8 protein-coding genes and 4 pseudogenes are annotated in these 15,956 nt (G+C 56.2%); 9 read left to right on the plus strand and 3 right to left on the minus strand.

Features of this window, described 5'->3' with window-relative positions:
* Window positions 1-477: 477 nt before the first annotated feature.
* From WKW79_RS35935 to WKW79_RS37170, 3 genes and pseudogenes are all read left to right on the plus strand, one after another.
* Window positions 478-726, plus strand: coding sequence for a hypothetical protein (locus WKW79_RS35935; protein ID WP_340340017.1), 249 nt, complete (start codon window positions 478-480; stop codon window positions 724-726).
* 184 nt (window positions 727-910) lie between these two features.
* Entirely contained in the window at window positions 911-2,290 is a 1,380-nt protein-coding gene (locus tag WKW79_RS35940) for a hypothetical protein (RefSeq protein ID WP_340340018.1), read from the plus strand.
* 75 nt (window positions 2,291-2,365) lie between these two features.
* Window positions 2,366-2,537, plus strand: a pseudogene (locus tag WKW79_RS37170) (IS3 family transposase); the annotation flags it as partial.
* 101 nt (window positions 2,538-2,638) lie between these two features.
* Here the strand turns inward: WKW79_RS37170 and WKW79_RS37225 are convergent.
* Window positions 2,639-3,103, minus strand: a pseudogene (locus WKW79_RS37225) (ATP-binding protein).
* 407 nt (window positions 3,104-3,510) lie between these two features.
* On the opposite strand from WKW79_RS37225, the gene WKW79_RS35950 reads away from it, so the two are divergent.
* The gene (locus WKW79_RS35950; protein ID WP_340340019.1) at window positions 3,511-5,181 is read left to right on the plus strand and encodes a hypothetical protein; all 1,671 of its coding nucleotides are present in this window, start codon (window positions 3,511-3,513) and stop codon (window positions 5,179-5,181) included.
* A 392-nt stretch (window positions 5,182-5,573) separates the two neighbouring features.
* Complete coding sequence (locus WKW79_RS35955) at window positions 5,574-6,554, plus strand: glycosyltransferase family 2 protein (protein ID WP_340340020.1); 981 nt, start codon at window positions 5,574-5,576, stop codon at window positions 6,552-6,554.
* Window positions 6,555-6,790: 236 nt separating this feature from the next.
* Here WKW79_RS35955 and WKW79_RS35965 read toward each other — a convergent pair.
* Window positions 6,791-7,059: pseudogene (locus WKW79_RS35965) on the minus strand (DDE-type integrase/transposase/recombinase); the annotation flags it as partial.
* Between the two features lie 901 nt (window positions 7,060-7,960).
* Between WKW79_RS35965 and WKW79_RS35970 the strand changes: the two are divergent.
* The 3 genes from WKW79_RS35970 to WKW79_RS35980 all read left to right on the plus strand — a co-directional run bounded on the left by WKW79_RS35970 (window position 7,961) and on the right by WKW79_RS35980 (window position 13,469).
* Window positions 7,961-10,297, plus strand: coding sequence for a glycosyltransferase (locus tag WKW79_RS35970; RefSeq protein WP_340340021.1), 2,337 nt, complete (start codon window positions 7,961-7,963; stop codon window positions 10,295-10,297).
* A gap of 106 nt (window positions 10,298-10,403) precedes the next feature.
* Window positions 10,404-12,314 (plus strand): polysaccharide pyruvyl transferase family protein, encoded by a 1,911-nt coding sequence (locus WKW79_RS35975; protein WP_340340022.1) that lies wholly within the window; start codon window positions 10,404-10,406, stop codon window positions 12,312-12,314.
* A gap of 342 nt (window positions 12,315-12,656) precedes the next feature.
* Complete coding sequence (locus WKW79_RS35980; protein WP_340340023.1) at window positions 12,657-13,469, plus strand: class I SAM-dependent methyltransferase; 813 nt, start codon at window positions 12,657-12,659, stop codon at window positions 13,467-13,469.
* Window positions 13,470-13,797: 328 nt separating this feature from the next.
* Here the strand turns inward: WKW79_RS35980 and WKW79_RS35985 are convergent.
* Window positions 13,798-14,052 (minus strand): annotated as a pseudogene (locus WKW79_RS35985) (IS110-like element ISCARN28 family transposase); the annotation flags it as partial.
* A gap of 582 nt (window positions 14,053-14,634) precedes the next feature.
* Between WKW79_RS35985 and WKW79_RS37185 the strand changes: the two are divergent.
* The gene (locus tag WKW79_RS37185; RefSeq protein WP_422824036.1) at window positions 14,635-15,330 is read left to right on the plus strand and encodes a glycosyltransferase family 61 protein; all 696 of its coding nucleotides are present in this window, start codon (window positions 14,635-14,637) and stop codon (window positions 15,328-15,330) included.
* Window positions 15,331-15,956: the final 626 nt, after the last annotated feature.

Genomic DNA, 15,956 nt, shown 5'->3' on the forward strand with positions numbered 1-15,956 from the left:
GCTGTGACCCTCAACCCCGAACGGGACTGCATCGTTCAGAAACAGTCGAGGGCATCGAACATACAGCCCCTGGCTGCATGATCGAGGCGACAACTACCTTGACGCGCGCCGGTACCCCATCGCCTCTTACCTCGCGACTAGAGAACGGGCAGCCGTCAATCGTGAAGCTCAGCAAAGGGCGGACCCCGCGGAGCAGGCACTGCGGAAGCGCTTGGAATACTTTCGGGAGAATAAGGATTCGGTACTCGCCGAGATTCAGAAGATGCTGGACGCCAATGACTTCTATGGCGCGTTGCGGCTTTCGAACGACTACTATCAGGTCACTAAGGATCCCGATCTCGCCAGGATGCGTTGGACAGCACTCTATTCACCGGTGCAGGCCGAGCTTGCGCACGAGTCCTCGCTGAGCGAGGAGCGTCGGCTGCAGATTTACACGCTGCTTCCTGACGACTCAGGCTACGCCAGAAGAAAGCTGACTTGCTCAAGGAGCAGGAGGCGTTTGCGGAACGCAAAGCCAAAGGAATGGCAGAGCTGGAGGCCTCTAGGGCGATCCAAAGGCAAGTTCTGGCCGAACGACGCGCGTACGTTGACGCGCAACGCGGGAAAAGCGCCGAGGTGGCGGACTGCTATTCCCTGCGTCAGCACGGCGCCACGCGAGGCAACTTCATCATTCGCGCGGAAACCATCGCGAATGCAAAGAAGCTTGGCAACTGCGATTACAAATAGTTCGGTGCCAATTCCGTTCCAGATGCGTTCGTCGCCGGTCGTGTCGGGAGCACGAGGATTTATCGGTTCAGGTCGCGTGTAGCGCCATTGCGCTCGCGAAGACCGGCATTTACTTAGCAATTGTCTGCAAATGTTCTATCGCCACGACCGACTGAAATCGGTGAAACCGAATCATTGAAAACCTATGCCGCCAGCAAGCATCGCCAATTCGACTGAAGATCCCCGTCCTTATATCATTTACAGAGAGCCCCCTGGTTGGGGTTTCTGGTCCAATTTTTCGGTGGTGCTCGAAGGCTTGTTCGACGCTCGTCGCCGACAACTTGTCCCTGTAGTAGATATGGAACGCTACATCACTCGTTACAACGAAGATGTACCGGTGCATGGCACAAAAAACGCATGGGAGTATTACTTCGAACAGCCGGCGGCGCTTTCACTTGCAGACGCGCTTTCGCAGGCCCCGTTCGATAGCGGAGGCATCGTTAGTAGGGGGCCATTCACAACTTGCTTCACGCTGATTGCGCCGCCTCCCGAGACTCTGGCGCTGGGACGTGAGCTCGTTCGAAATTACATAAAGGTCAAGGCAGAAATTCAAGGGCAACTCGAGGCGCTGCTTCCTGCAGACTTAGGTAGTCGTTGCATCGGTGTCCATGTGCGTGGCACCGATTTGCGACACGGGCGTTTTGCAAATCACCCCGCTCCAGCATTGCCCGCAGCTTATTTGGAACAGGCGGTACTGCTAGACAATCGATATTCCTTCGCCAAAATTGTCTTGGCGACCGACGAGCAGCACACGGTGGAGATTTTCGAGAAGCAGTTCGGTCTCAGGCTGTTCACGATGCCTGCGCATCGCAGTGCAGCCACTCAACCGATCCCAGATTATCGGTCGTATGAATGGCTGTTCGATGCAAGCGAGCGCCATCTGCATCGCTATCGACTTGGACTTGAAGTCTTGGTCGACGCGCTCCTCCTTTCGCGATGCACCCATTTGGTTTGCGGCGCATCTAATGTGTCGCAGGCGGCTATGTATTTTGCTGGCGATGACCAGATCGTGCACGCAGTGCCGCCCTTGTGGATGATTGCGAATAGCGATCAGCCTTCTCGGGGCAAGTCCTACCTCGCATCGCTTCCTTCTTCCTCCTTTGAACCCTCTGCGAACGTCTTAGCGCAGTCTATGAAGGAGCTCGAAGACATCGTCGAGCGCACGGAGAATGAGCGAGCACAAGCCAACCTGCGCGTGGCTCAGCTTGAAGACTCAGGGCGCTTAACACAGCAACTGCTCGGTCAGGTAAGGAAAGAAAATGAGCATCTGCGCGCAGCGCACGATGAGCTTGCCACGGCGCGCAGGGACTTGCAGACCGAGCTCACCAAGGTGCGCGGCGAGTCTCAAACCGAACTGGACGAGGTGCGCGGTCAGTCGCAGGCAGATCTTGCCAATGCGGAAGCAGAGGGCGAACAGCTTCGTGTTCTCATTTCCGAGCTTCAAACGGAACTTGCGGCGTTCAAAAACCGCTTTGTTGTCAAGGTCCTTGATCGATTTGTCGGCTGGCTTCGAAGGCCATCTTAATAAAAGATGTACTTATTGGGGTAACCGCATTTACTCGCAAAATTGGCACTGGTCGCCTTGAAAAAAACCAGCAAGATGAAGCAGGAGTGTCTGGTCGTCGCAAAGCCGAAACGGCCCTGGTATGGCTCCTACCTACCTAGGAGAGATGAGCCCGGCGCCAGAAAACCTCGTCAACCGCGACTTCACGGCTGCTGCCCCGAATAAGAAATGGCTCACCACCTGCATTTTTTTAATGGTCGGCTGTGGATAAATGTAGGCCGTGCCCTGTTTCGTTGATGCTGGGTTGATCGTGCGGGGGAAGCCGCCCACGGCTTTGCCCGGAGCGGATTCCTCCGCGCGGCGAGCACGTTAGATGTCGTCCTGTGTGGCAGCTCTTGCATGCCGCCCCTTGCGCGCCTGCTTGGGAGCCCTGATGCGTTCTTGGCCTCGGCCGTGCTCTTGTTGAAGCGGATCGACCCGTTGCCGGTCTCCACGGTTTGGCAGTGATGCGTGAGTCGGTCCAGCAGCGCGGTGGTCATCTTCGGGTCGCCGAGCACGCTGGACCATTCGCTGAAGACGAGGTTGGTCGTGATCGCAACGCTGGTGCTCGAAGTCGAACCCTGCCCAGGTCGCGATGCACCGGGAACTTCGCTGCGTGCATCTGGTGGCTGACCGAGCGCATCGCGCGGTCGGTGCCCTCGGCCTGTAGCAGATGCTCGATCAGCCAGCGCGCGGAGTCCAGCCCTGCGTTCAAAGCTGCGCCAGATCGCCCCATGCGCCTGCCATGCCGTGAAGGCGAAGCTGTTTGATCTCGAGCGTCACATCACGCGTCATGGCCGGCCTCCCCGGAGATGTTGTCGACGCTGTCGGCCAGCGGCGCCAGTCTCACCTGCAATGATGTCGCGCCCGATGCTCGGGGGCGAGCGGGGCAGTTCATGAGTGGTTGAAGTAGGAGGCACGATTCCAGGCGATCACATTTCGCCTGGCCGAGAAGCCCACCAGAGTGGAAAGCTCCCAGACTCCCAGACAGCAGCCACGAGCGAACGCCGCCACGAAGCACAAGATCGCGTTGACGATCTCGGCCAATAGCAAGGGCGCCCACAAGTCGCAGGGGGCCAGCAGCATCAGCTCGAGAATCGCCTGAACGTGGTTATGCTCGGCAGCGTGGTCGGGTACACATCGAGATCTTCATCGAAGGCATCGCAACCCCGATGAGTCATAGTTTGCCCGGATGAGGGAATATGCGTATCCGATTTGAGCGCGATTTTCGAGTTTTTTGGTATAAGACGGCAAATTGCATTTTTGTTGTCGCCGTTTTAGCGGGCGCGGATTTCATATTCTTTCGCCTGCAATTTGCAAACCATTGGACCATGCTATTCGGGGACAGGACGGATGGAGCCATAGAAGTCGCCATTCTCGAGCACTGGTACAATGTGTTCCTTGGTAACTCCTTATGGCATACAACGAACTACTTCTACCCGTATTCCGGATCGCTGGGATACAATGATGGTTACTTCTTATATGGTGTGATATATTCTGCAATTCGTCAATTCGGTGTCGATCCATTCCTCTCTTCTGAGATGGTCAACGTCATCGTCAAATCGATTGGCTTTCTAGGGCTGTATTGGGCAATCCGATCGATTTTTCTGATTCCCACCTGGCTCTGTCTTCTGGGTGCGACTGTGTTTACGGTCAGCAATAACAGCTTCATGGAGGCCATTCATGCTCAGCTGTTCACTGTCGGATTTGCCCCGGTCATGGCCGCATTTCTGTTCCACGCTCATCGGGCCTGCCGCGCCGGAATGACGCGCTCGGGGGTCCTCTGGTGCGCTCTTTCGGCCTTCTGGTACAGTGCTTGGGTTCTCACCGCTTTTTACACGGCTTGGTTCTTCGCTTTCTTTTGCGGCCTAGCGTCCCTCCTGTATTGCGTCGCCGATCCTGCGGCGCTGCGTCGGATCTGGTTTGACCGAACCCGCTTCGCCGTTCCTGTAGTCGTGGGGGCTGCGATCCTGGTGGCCGGACTCCTGCCGTTCGTAATGGTCTACCTCCCGAAAGCGAGGGAGACCGGTATGCACCCCTTCGCGGAAGCGCTAACCTTCTCTCCTTCGATCTTCGATACGTTCAACGTCGGACCGAACAACTGGCTATTCGGGAAAGCGAATGTCTGGATCAACGCCAGGCTTCGGCCAGACATGCCCCTTGAAGGTCCGCGCGCGTCCGGCCTGCCCCCGGTTCTTATCGCCTTGTTCGTTGGCGCGACATCCTGGCTGTGGTGCACGCAAGCTGGAAGGAAACAGGTGTTGGCCCGCAGCGTCGCTGCAGCGGCGGCCATTTCGTGGCTGCTTTCCCTGCATTTTGGCCCCTTTACGCCCTGGCAGTGGATTCATGCGTACATCCCTGGCGCGGCCGCAATACGGGTGATCGCACGCTACCAGATGTTCTTGGTCGGCCCGGTCGTGGCAGTCGTGATGGTTTGGCTGAACGCCCGCTTCACCGGCCGTGGACGGTTGCTGCTCCCTTTCCTCGCCATACTCTTGGTTGCCGAGGAGATCAATCTTGGTTTTCCCATAGGCCTTGTCCCGGCAACGGAGATGGCGCGGCTGCAGGGCGTGCCCCCTTTCCCGAAAGGTTGCATCGTTTTCGCCGTAACCAACGTCCGCCCTGGACCACTGGCAGCCGCGCCGGAGGTGGATGCCGTTTATAGCCACAACGTCGATGCGATGTTGATCGCCGAGTACATAGGGCACCCCACTATCAATGGCATGGCAAGCTTTGTCCCGCCGGAGTGGAAATTCAGCGCCCCCGCGAATGGTGACTATGCGGAGCGAGTTCAAGCATACGTCGCGACACACCGCATCCAGGGTCTGTGTACACTGGACCTTCAAACACTTTCATGGTCCGGCCCCGGGTGAAGTGCGCATTGAACGAAACCGCTGCGATCCAGTGCGTCAAGGATGACTCTTGGGACTAAATCGCGGCAGGGCGCTTCGCGTCAAGGCCAGCTGCCTCATTTCCTGAGTTGCTGCCACCGTGCGCGAGCGCCCGCCAATGGGTATAGCTGGCCCTACTGTTGGGCATGAGCATCTTTGACACTCACGCAGCGGATCGTCTGGGCCTTGGTAATCGGCAACGACGATTACAAGCAGGATCCCTGCGCTCAAGAACTCCCGCCATGACGCTCACCCTCCTCGCCGCGCAGGCGACCAGACGCTGGCAATTCGCCTGATCCCGTGCTTTTTGATACAAACGACCCCTTTCGTCCTTTTCAGGCCACGCGCCCCTTTGCATTTTCTGAGAGCATTAAATGACTGAGACTGAAGATCTGCGATCGTTGCAAATCGCCTTCGCAATCCCCTGTTACAATGAGGCGCTTGCCATCGCACAGGTGGTCGCGGAATGCCGCTCGGTGGTGCCTGAGGCACGCATTCACGTGATGGACAACAATTCCAGCGACGGTACGGCCTCGGTGGCGCGTGCGGCCGGCGCACAGGTCACGCACGTACGGCTGCGCGGCAAAGGCAACGTAGTGCGGCGCATGTTTGCAGACCTGGATGCCGACATTTACGTCATGACCGACGGCGACGCAACATACGACATGTCCGAAACGCGAAAGCTGATTGCGCTGCTCGTGCGCGAGAACCTTGACATGGTGGTGGGGAGCCGTGTCGACGACCAACAGGACGCGCAGACCTACCGGCGCGGCCATCGTTTCGGAAATCACCTGTTGACGAATTCGGTGGCGCGCCTATTCGGCGGCGACTTCACCGATATGCTCTCCGGCTACCGCATCTTCTCGCGTCGCTATGTCAAGTCGTTTCCCGCATTGGCCACTGGCTTCGAGATCGAGACCGAACTGACAGTGCATGCGCTGGAGTTGCGCATGCCTTACGCAGAACGACCTCTTACGTATCGCTCGCGCCTCCAAGGATCGGAAAGCAAGCTCTCAACCTACCGTGACGGCTGGCGCATCCTTCGCACAATCAGCAAGCTATATGTCAGTGAGCGCCCGCTGAGTTTCTTCACGATCATGGCTCTCATCTTGGCACTCGCCGCTCTTGGACTCGCAGCGCCACTCCTGACCACTTGGTTGCATACCGGCCTCGTGCCACGCTTGCCGACGGCGGTGTTGTCGGTAGGCATCATGCTGGGTGCAATGCTTTCCTTCGTCAGCGGCATCGTCTTGCACACTGTGACCATTGGTCGTCAGGAAGCAAAGCGACTTCGCTATCTCGCCGAACCCGGAGCGAGGACGGCGTGGGAGTTGAGCACCCCGCGCACGGCATGAAGCGCGATTTGTACCTGCGGAAGCAGGGGCGAGTCGGGCTTTCGCTCAGACAAATGGCAAGACCTGGGCGGCGCGAGGCAGGACCGCGGTCCTCGAACTTCCCGGACAACGCCAGTCGATCTCCGCCAGGAGAGCGATTCAACCGATTGGGTGTGCGGTCGCTAACATGTGGCGGCGAATCCTTGGCCATGCAGATCAGAGTCAGTCTTGCCATCTCCGATGGCTCCGGCAAGTCCGAGGTATCGCTGCTGACGCTGGACGTCGACGGGCAGCCATGCATTGAAACCTTGGGGCTGGGCCGTGTTGGCGCCGCTCTTGTCAATGGTGATCTTCTCGGGCACGCCGTGCAGGCCGATGGCCTGTTCAAAGAAGCTTCGTGCGGTTGCGTGGTCTCTATTGGCACGAATCAGGAAGTCGTATCGCCGTCGCGATCGACGGCCCGGTAAAGATACTTCCACTGGCCAGAAAACTTGATGTACGTCTCGTCCATCCGCGTCTTCCTACCTGTCAACATTTGACCTTCAGAGTACCTTGCAACAGCACCCGAACACGTGCTCGATGGTTCGCTTTCGCACTGTGGATGGCCGAGATCACTTAAGTCCAACGCCGTACGGGCGGATGGGGCAACGTGCTCTGAGTCCAACTTCAGTCCGACGCCGACCGTTTCTACAGTCTCGCCACTTGCTGAGCGACATCAAACGTCGCGCTTGCCACGCCTCGGCAGGGCTTTTCGAAACCCTCTAATTTATCCGGACTTCACGAGGACCACCCGATGAGAGCGAGAGAAAGAACACTTACAGTATTACCTGCTGGGACATTAACCTTGATCTACATCAAGTGCGGAAGAACTAGGATTACTACACTGCATGGCATCTGGCGATGAACTGCCGAAAAAAGTCCGAAGTTGCCCCTATCCGTCAAACGCGCGATAGGCCTGACTCGACCAAATTGCTCCACCGACCTTGGGCTAGGCATACTTCGCGACTATTGGGCCCCAGTTCAAAAGGACCTCGATGTCTAATAGACAACAAGAGTTGCGATGCCTCCCGTTGGTGGCGTTATTGTCAGAGGAATGCCCGCGCTTCACCGGCCAGCGGACCCGTTTCGGCACGCATTGCATTCCCCCGGAAAATCCTCGTTTGATTTCATTCGCTTTTGTCTCAAAGGCATATTTGTGATCGCCATGCTCACCAACATGGCATGTGTGGCACTTGTGCTCAATCGCCTCATGGGGTTCTCATCCGTTTAATCGCCGTACTTCATTTTGGTTCAATGCAACTGACGCAAAGCGCATCTTGCGACTAGTGCTGGGTACTTGGTTCATTCATTTTAAATTTCCCTCATCATTAGCAATGTCCGATTCAAGTCGCGCAATTTTTACGATTTGCTCCAACAACTATGTCGCAATGGCGAAAGTGCTGTTGACGAGTGCGAAGCGCCATCATCCTGAAGCAACCTTCTATCTCTGCCTTGCGGACAAAATTTCATCAGAGCGAGCCTTTTACCCGGACAATGTCGAAATTGTGCTGGCCGAGGACTTGGATATACCAGACTTCAAGAGCTTCGCGTTTCGCTATGACGTGATGGAATTCAATACAGCACTAAAGCCATTTATGTTCCGTCATTTGCTTGAAAAGGAACACCGCAGCGTCATCTATTTCGACCCCGACATTGAAGTATTCAGGAGACTCGAGGAAGTGTGCTCTTTGCTCGACGAAGGAGCGTCTTTCGTGCTGACACCCCACCTCACGAGGCCAGCGGAGCGGGACATGTACCCTGACGATGTAGGCATCATGCGCGCCGGCATCTACAATCTTGGATTCTTGGCCGTTGGTGCCAGCCATGAGACGAACCATATTCTTCGATGGTGGTCAAGACGTTTGATGTACCAATGCATCAACGATCAGGCGAGCGGTATTTTTGTGGACCAAAAGTTCATGGACCTTATACCTGGATTTGCCGATGGCGCAAAGATTCTACGGGATGCCAGTTACAACGTTGCCTACTGGAACCTTCATCAGCGCGCGTTGGACGGTTTTAATGGCGAGTGGACTGTGAATGGTCGCCCATTGTGCTTCTTTCATTTTAGTGGCATCTCGCTGACAGACACAAACCGCCTGTCGAAGCACTCGGCGGCGTTTCGCGGCACCGAAATTGGTGCGCCTCTGCGTTCACTCCTTACGCACTACAGGTCGCAATTGTTGGCAAACGGATTCGGCAACTATCCCGATGGCGATTACGCCTTTGGCCGCTTCGCTTCGGGGGCGCATATACCGACGCTTATACGGCACATGTTTCGGGAGACGCATCTTCTCTGGATTGGCGATCCGTTTGAGACTTACGAAGAGTTTCTTCATTTGCCCCACGTGCATGGTTTCGGCTCGCCGGACGCGTCGATCACCAATCTAATGAACTACATGCATGAGCGCACTTCTTGGTTGCAGGCAGCGTTCCCCCGGTCAGGACATGCGAGTGCCAAGGCGTTCCAAGATTGGTATATCAAGCATGGCCATACGTTAGTTAAAGACCGACGGTTGGTTGAACCGGTTGCGTTGCAGGCGGCGCGGGTGTCACCGGCTGCAGCGCTGCGACGACCACCTCCCTCACGCCGCAGTGAATCCGAGGCCGACGTATCCGTGGTGGGTTATCTTCGTCTAGCTCTCGGGGTTGGCGAGGTGGGGCGCCAGATTCTCGGAGCCTTGAGGGATGTAGGTGTGAACGCACGCGGACTCCCCGTCAATCTCAACTCTCATTCACAAGTCATCGACACCTCTTCGTTGGAGCATACGTTCGCCGATCTGGCAGATGGGCGGATTCAGATATTTAATGTGAATGCCGACCAATTGCCTCAAGTCGTGAATGATCTTGCTCCCCGTTTGCGATCTGACGCGTACCGAGTGGTAATGCCATTTTGGGAGCTGGAAGAATTTCCGGGGGCGTGGCTATCTGCTTTCGACCTTGTCGATGAAGTCTGGGCGCCAACCCGCTTTATCCAGGCGATGCTCGCTCCCAAGCTCACCAAGCCGGTGTTGCACATGCCATTGCCGCTGAGCTTCGACAAGCCGACCTCCGTCGATCGATGCAAGTTTGATCTGCCTGCGGACGCATTCATCTTTTTTTTCGCATTCGACTTTCTGTCATATGCGGAGAGAAAAAATCCGATGGGGCTGATGCGCGCGTACAAGCGTGCGTTTAACCAGCAGGAACGGGCGAATGTCAAGCTAGTAATCAAAGCCTTAAACGCCGACCGAGTGCCTAGGCACGGTCAGGATATGCGCGATCGTCTGCGCGCGGATCCGGACGTCATTTTGATCGAAGGTACGCTGAACCGGGCGGACATGTTAGAGCTCATAGCAGCATCCGATGCAGTCGTTTCGCTGCATCGCAGCGAAGGACTAGGCTTGCTTGTCGCAGAAGCCATGGCGCTCGGAAAGCCCGTAATCTCCACTGACTATTCGGCCACGACGGAACTCGTGTCGCATGATACCGGTTGGCCGGTCGATTTCACGATGTTGGCTGTAAAGCCTGACGAATATGTTTTCTCTGAGGGCCAAGTTTGGGCGCAGCCCGACGAGACTCATGCAGCCAGTCAAATGCGCCGGGTGCGGGACGACCGGGAAGAGGCTTTACGGCGTGCTGCAGTGGCGCAGACTTTCCTGGAAAAAGAATACAGCTTTGCAGCGTGCAGCAATCGGCTAGCACGGCGCATCGACGAAGTGGTCGGATCGCGTCCTTTAAGCTGAACCGAGCGCGGGATCTGATCTTCTAATATGTATCGCGGCCACCACGAGAAGTCCGGCAATCTTCTAATCTGACTGCGCTTAACACGCGCATGAATGGAACTACCGAATGAAGAATTGGACATTGGTCGGCGACGTTGGCGGATGGGAGGGCTATCACGTCGGCGACGAGGCAATGCTCGAAGCGAACCTGGACCTTTTCCGCATACTCGACCCGTCTGCCCAACTGACAGTCGTATCCGCCGACCCTAACTTCACCTCGGAGGCGATTGGCGTTGATACAGCGCCCCGACTAGGTTTCGACCGTTGTATTAACGACGAGGAGCGCGACACTCTTCTAGTCGTCATGTCGTGCATGTGTGACGACGAGGCGCCTGCTGCATTCAAACGGCTAGCAACGCCTGCCGACGGCCTCGTCATTTCGGGAGGAGGGAATTTAACGAGCTCTTGGCCTAATCTTATCTGTGAGCGCCTTGCATTCTGCCGACGCGCTGCAAGCGTCGGCGCAAAGATTGTTATTCTTGGCCAGACGATCGGCCCGACGCTCGAGCCTCGTCACCGTGAGATGGTAAGGGAAATGCTTGGCCTCGCATCTTGGGTCGGCGTTCGTGAGGAGCATTCGTTTGCCCTAGCCGTTGAGTTAGGGGTGCCACCCGAGAACCTCTCTTACCAACTAGACGACGCAGCGGCCTTGGCATTGAAGTGCAATAGCGACGTCACTGCCTCGTTGCCTTTCCTCGAAGGGGATCCTTGGATCGCAATAACGTTTCACCCTATCACGGACCCGACGGTGGCCGACCCTCTTTGGGATCGATTGGCGGAACAGTTGAAAAGTATCGCATTCGATACTCGTTGCCGGCTCGTCTTCATTCCGCATGCCAAGGCCGCGCCATCCTTGGGTTCGCCATGGTCCGACGAGGACGTTGGCAACGCACTGGGAAGCCGCTTGCCGGAAGGGATTTTCATTGCGCTGCCAGTTATGAAAGCTCGAGAGGTTGCCGCGCTGACTCGCCGAGCGCGCATGATTATTAGCTCGCGCTACCATCCGATTGTGTTCGGTCTGTATGCTGCTGTCCCCTGTTTGGCTGTTTGGACGTCTGAGTACACCCAAGTCAAGTTGCAAGGTGCATTGAGCCACTATGGGCGCGCCGAGGACGCCTGCTCGGTCGAGCAAATGCTTAACGGCGAGTTGCCACGCATCGCGCGTGTACTCTGGAATAGGACTGCTTCGATGAAGTCAGTGTCCTCGCAAGAGTTGCAATCACATGTATTGGCCGAGGAACTTCGCAAAAGCCAACTACGCGATCGAATCGGGGGAAATTTGGCAGGAGAGATTGAACTGCCGGCTCGCCTGATCAGGGCACTGGCTCGCATTCATCGCCAAGCGGACCAAGGGAGAAAATATGCCGAACGAAAGACAGCAGAGATCACGAGTGAATTGGCAAGAGCCTCTGCATCATTAGGCGAGGCAGCCGAGTATGCTACTTCCCTTGAGTTGGCACGCGTTGATGCAGTGAAGTACGCTCAATCGCTTGAAAAAAATAGATTAGTTGAGGAAGAACGATATATGGTGGTGCAAAAAAATATGACGGAAGCGAATTTAATTCTTTCCAATCGATGCGAAGATCTCGTCCGGTCAGTTGAGAGCGCAACGGCCCACGTCGAGACTCTGCAAATTGAGTTAGCCGCACGCCGCATTGAAGGGCTTGCGTTGGACGATATGAGGGAAGCGAACCGACGTCTAAACGCATCTATTGCTCAGTTGCATGATCAGCTTATCTCTTTAAGTAAAACGCACGCAGCACTCTTGGCGTCCGTAGCGGCGGATCGATCGAAAATTGAACTAGCGGAAGCCGAAATTCAATCAATGCGGGCTCAGCACGGGGCGCTGCACCAACAACTGCGGCAGGGCGAGGAACATGCATCCAATCTTCAGCGGCAACTGCAAGCCATGTTTGCGTCGCGGTCGTGGCGCATCACGCGCCCGATGCGCTTTATAAAGGATATGTATCGCCACTGATAGATTTCACCATGCAGATCGACATCGTGCTCGGCGGTAGCCTGACCCCGGATGGCCCATTGGGTGGCGTGTCGTGTCTGTCCGGTCTTCTTCGCCGTCAAGCGACGGGAAGACCGGACAGACACGGCGCAATTTGAGATACTTTGGCCTCGTGCTTGAATGCTATGTCAAACCCTCTAATAGGTGCGAACCCTATCGCCCCGCTTTTCAACAGCAAGAAGTACGCTGCCATAAGGCCCCCTCGGCCGAGCAGCTTGGGACGCTGTTTCTTGGGACCCAGATATCCATGACTTTGTGGGTATCCTTTTGGAAATAGTATCTCGAATTTAGGAGAACAAACAGATGTCTGAAATCTACGCCAATCGTCCGGCAAGCTCACCGCTGCTATCCGACTGCTCCTTTTATCAGACGATAGATATTCCAGGAATAGGGGTCCAGCCAGGACAGTGGGATTTGCGCGGCAATGTTCGAAACTATTTGGGGGATATCGATTTTGCCGGACAGCGAGTCTTGGAGATTGGTACAGCCAACGGTTTTGTCTGTTTTGAAATGGAGCGCCGCGGGGCCGATGTCGTCGCATTTGATCTAGCCGAAGAACTTACTTATGATGCGCCGCCCCATAGTCCGGAATACTTGTCGCAAGACCAGTATCGTGATGGATTGAGGCGCATTCGCAACGCTTGGTGGCTGGCACATGCGGCACTGAACTCTAGAGCTCGTGTCGCCTATGGGCATGCGAACAGAATTCCGTCGGCCCTTGGTCGCTTCGACGTCGGCGTGCTCGCAAACGTAATGCAGCATCTTCAGGATCCTATTGGCGCGCTAATGGGGCTTGCGGCGATCTCGAACAATGCAGTTGTAGTGACGGAAACGGATTGGATGCATGGTACGAACGAAGATTTGGTCGGAATGATCTATTTTGACAAGGACAACCCATATGTTTGGTATCAGGTAAAGCCGCGTCTCGTCGAGGCTGTCCTTCTTAGGATGGGTTTTGTGGACATTGTTCGATCCGAGCATCGACAACTATTTAAGGTAAGTGCCGAACACACTGAAGCGGGGGCGATCGGAGTTGAGACAAATGTTGAAGTTCCCCACTACACCATAGTCGCTCGGCGGAAAAATCGGCCTGACTCCTTAATCGCCCCGTCGTGACATGAATCAAACACACCGTGCATGACATTGCGCCGCGGGTACGCTGCGGCTAATGAAAAGCCCGATACCGAAGTTATAGCGGGCTTTCGTTGCTACGATTGGTGGCGGAGAGATGAATCGAGCAGCTGGAATGGAAATATCACCGATATCCGGCTTGAGTGGCGCCAAGGAGATCTCGCCGCTTGCTTGGCTTCGCTGGTATGCGGGGGATACATGTGTCTCCGCGAGGCGCTCTAACTAACCTCGCAGACTCCAGAGACAAAATCGCTCAACGCGTTCCAGGATGTCGTCAGCAGTGTTGGCGCCGGCCGAAAACTGCCCCACCGGGGATGATCTCGCAGCGATAGCCCGCGCCGGCTCAGCTCTCGATACAGCCCATAGCCGGTGGGCCCGGCCTCATAGACCACGCTCACGTGCCGCGCCGCGCCGGGCCGTGCTTGCGCAGCGTCTTGATCAGCCCCTGCACGTCGGGCCCCAGGGCGCCGACGAAACGGCTCGGCTCTCGCCCAGCCTCACACACGGCAACCGAAATGCTGTCCTTGTGGGCATCCAAACCAACGAAGAAATTGATACTCTCGTCCATGGCTCGTCTCCATATGGTTTGCGGCTGGGGAAACCCGCCGCATGTGGCTCGGCACACTCTCAGAGTGCGCAATCCACGATTCCGGAGACGCGCCTTCCTTCGCCTATAGAGCGACCATCATGTCTAGTACCATCCCATATGATTGAAAAACTGAGTGGTTGGTTGCGAGATCTCAAGCATCCGTCCATCGCTTCGTCGTCGGCTGAGAGGCAGGAAATGCCAACTTGGATGCCCTCACATAGGTACGCTCAGATGCGCTTCGCGAAATGGCGAACCGTTTATTCTCCTCGACCTAGCACATATGCGCAGCCTACAGCAATCGGGGAGCTCGCGCCTTCGATGCTCGTCCGAATGACCAAGGAATGGCCTGCGATGGGTGTTCTTGATTTGCCGCACGGCAGTCTGGTGGGAGCATCTGGTTGGGTGCTGGGAGATGGCTGTTGCCTGCTACCAGAGCACACTTGGTATGGACTGGATATGTCCGAAATGCCTATGCCAGAAACGTGGCCCGCACCTGAGAAGGTGCCGGGAACCTGTCTCCTGTTAGCCAGCGATTGGAGTTCGTCCAACTACGGCCATTTCATGCTAGATGCTCTACCTCGTTTGCATCTGTTCGAACAGGCGGGATTCCATTGGTCCGAAGTGGAGCATGTCTACTGTCCGAGCACGATGCCCGATAAGACGCTTGCGTGGCTAGAGCGTTTCGGCGTTCCGACCGACAAGTGCATTCTGCGGCCAATGGCGGGAGCGGAGGCGTGTCGTTTCGATCGAGTGTTGGCGCCGAGCTTTCCTGGGACGCGAAGAAACTATCCTGAATGGACGCCCAAATTTTTGCGCCGGGCGCTGGAGGGCGCGACTGCACCCCAGACGAGGTCCTTGTACGTCACCCGCGCCAGGGGGCAGCGAAAGTCCAGCAACGAGGCGGAAATCCTCACTGTTCTTGCGAGGTATGGATTTGAGTTGTACGACCCGATGACCAGCGTGGCACCTTGGAAGGACTTCGCTCAAGCACGATTCGTCGTCGGCGCTCATGGGGCTGGCTTGACTGATCTAGTGTTCTGTAAGCCTGGAACTTCTGTACTTGAGCTACTGCCCTCTGACCACCAATTTCCCTACTACTGTTCGCTTTCACTAAGTGCAGGACTTCGTTACGCGTATCTGCTATGCAAGAGCGAGGAGGAGCGAGATGTGTCCGCCTTGGGCCCAAGTCCCCACGATTTTCATGTTGACACAATTGCGTTGACTCGGGGCTTGGAGTGGTTGATCGATTCTCCATAGTCGTTCGCCCTGCTTCGGACAATGAACCACACCGGTGGACTTGGACTGACGCTGTTGCGCGTGACGTCTCCCCCTTATCCGGTCACTTCTAAACTGGAATCGGGCTGCTTCCGGCTTGTTGATCTGACCTCTTTTTGACGAACTCGCCCGGGGTCAGATGGCCGAGTGATCCGTGTGGACGATGATGTTGTAGTCATGCTGCCATGCCATCAGCTTCTCACGGGCATCCTGCATCGTAATGAACTCGTTGACGTTCAGGAACTTGGAGCGAAGAAAGGCTCCACGCGTGCTGGTGCACAAGAAGGCGGGAAACGCAGGGGCCTTCGCGGGGGCGATTTGTTTTCGGTGTCAAAAGTGACGCATCGGATCGCCAGCAACGACGTGGGGGTGTGCGCGGTAAGTCGTTGATTTCGCGAGCATTGCTGTTCACTTCGCCGCGGCGTATCGTGTCCGGCCCCCAAATCGTCAAGGAGCGCGGCCATGCAAGGCTGGCAGACGTCGTACTTGGGCCTGCGCTGTCGGCGCCGATTCGATATTGACCACCCGGGCCGATCGAATTTTGACCAGGGGGTGGAAGCCGACTTTTCGTTGGTCGGCTGTGCATAAGTTTAGTGTTTGGGTTGCTC

It is taken from the genome of Variovorax robiniae (assembly GCF_037889955.1).
Lineage (GTDB): Bacteria > Pseudomonadota > Gammaproteobacteria > Burkholderiales > Burkholderiaceae_C > Variovorax > Variovorax robiniae.

What these genes read in the sequence shown, in the direction of transcription:
- WKW79_RS35940 (WP_340340018.1), top strand. Translation starts at nt 911, where the DNA reads ATGCCGCCAGCAAGCATCGCCAATTCGACTGAAGATCCCCGTCCTTAT.
- WKW79_RS35950 (WP_340340019.1), top strand. Translation starts at nt 3,511, where the DNA reads ATGCGTATCCGATTTGAGCGCGATTTTCGAGTTTTTTGGTATAAGACG.
- WKW79_RS35955 (WP_340340020.1), top strand. Translation starts at nt 5,574, where the DNA reads ATGACTGAGACTGAAGATCTGCGATCGTTGCAAATCGCCTTCGCAATC.
- WKW79_RS35970 (WP_340340021.1), top strand. Translation starts at nt 7,961, where the DNA reads ATGGCGAAAGTGCTGTTGACGAGTGCGAAGCGCCATCATCCTGAAGCA.
- WKW79_RS35975 (WP_340340022.1), top strand. Translation starts at nt 10,404, where the DNA reads ATGAAGAATTGGACATTGGTCGGCGACGTTGGCGGATGGGAGGGCTAT.
- WKW79_RS35980 (WP_340340023.1), top strand. Translation starts at nt 12,657, where the DNA reads ATGTCTGAAATCTACGCCAATCGTCCGGCAAGCTCACCGCTGCTATCC.
- WKW79_RS37185 (WP_422824036.1), top strand. Translation starts at nt 14,635, where the DNA reads ATGCTAGATGCTCTACCTCGTTTGCATCTGTTCGAACAGGCGGGATTC.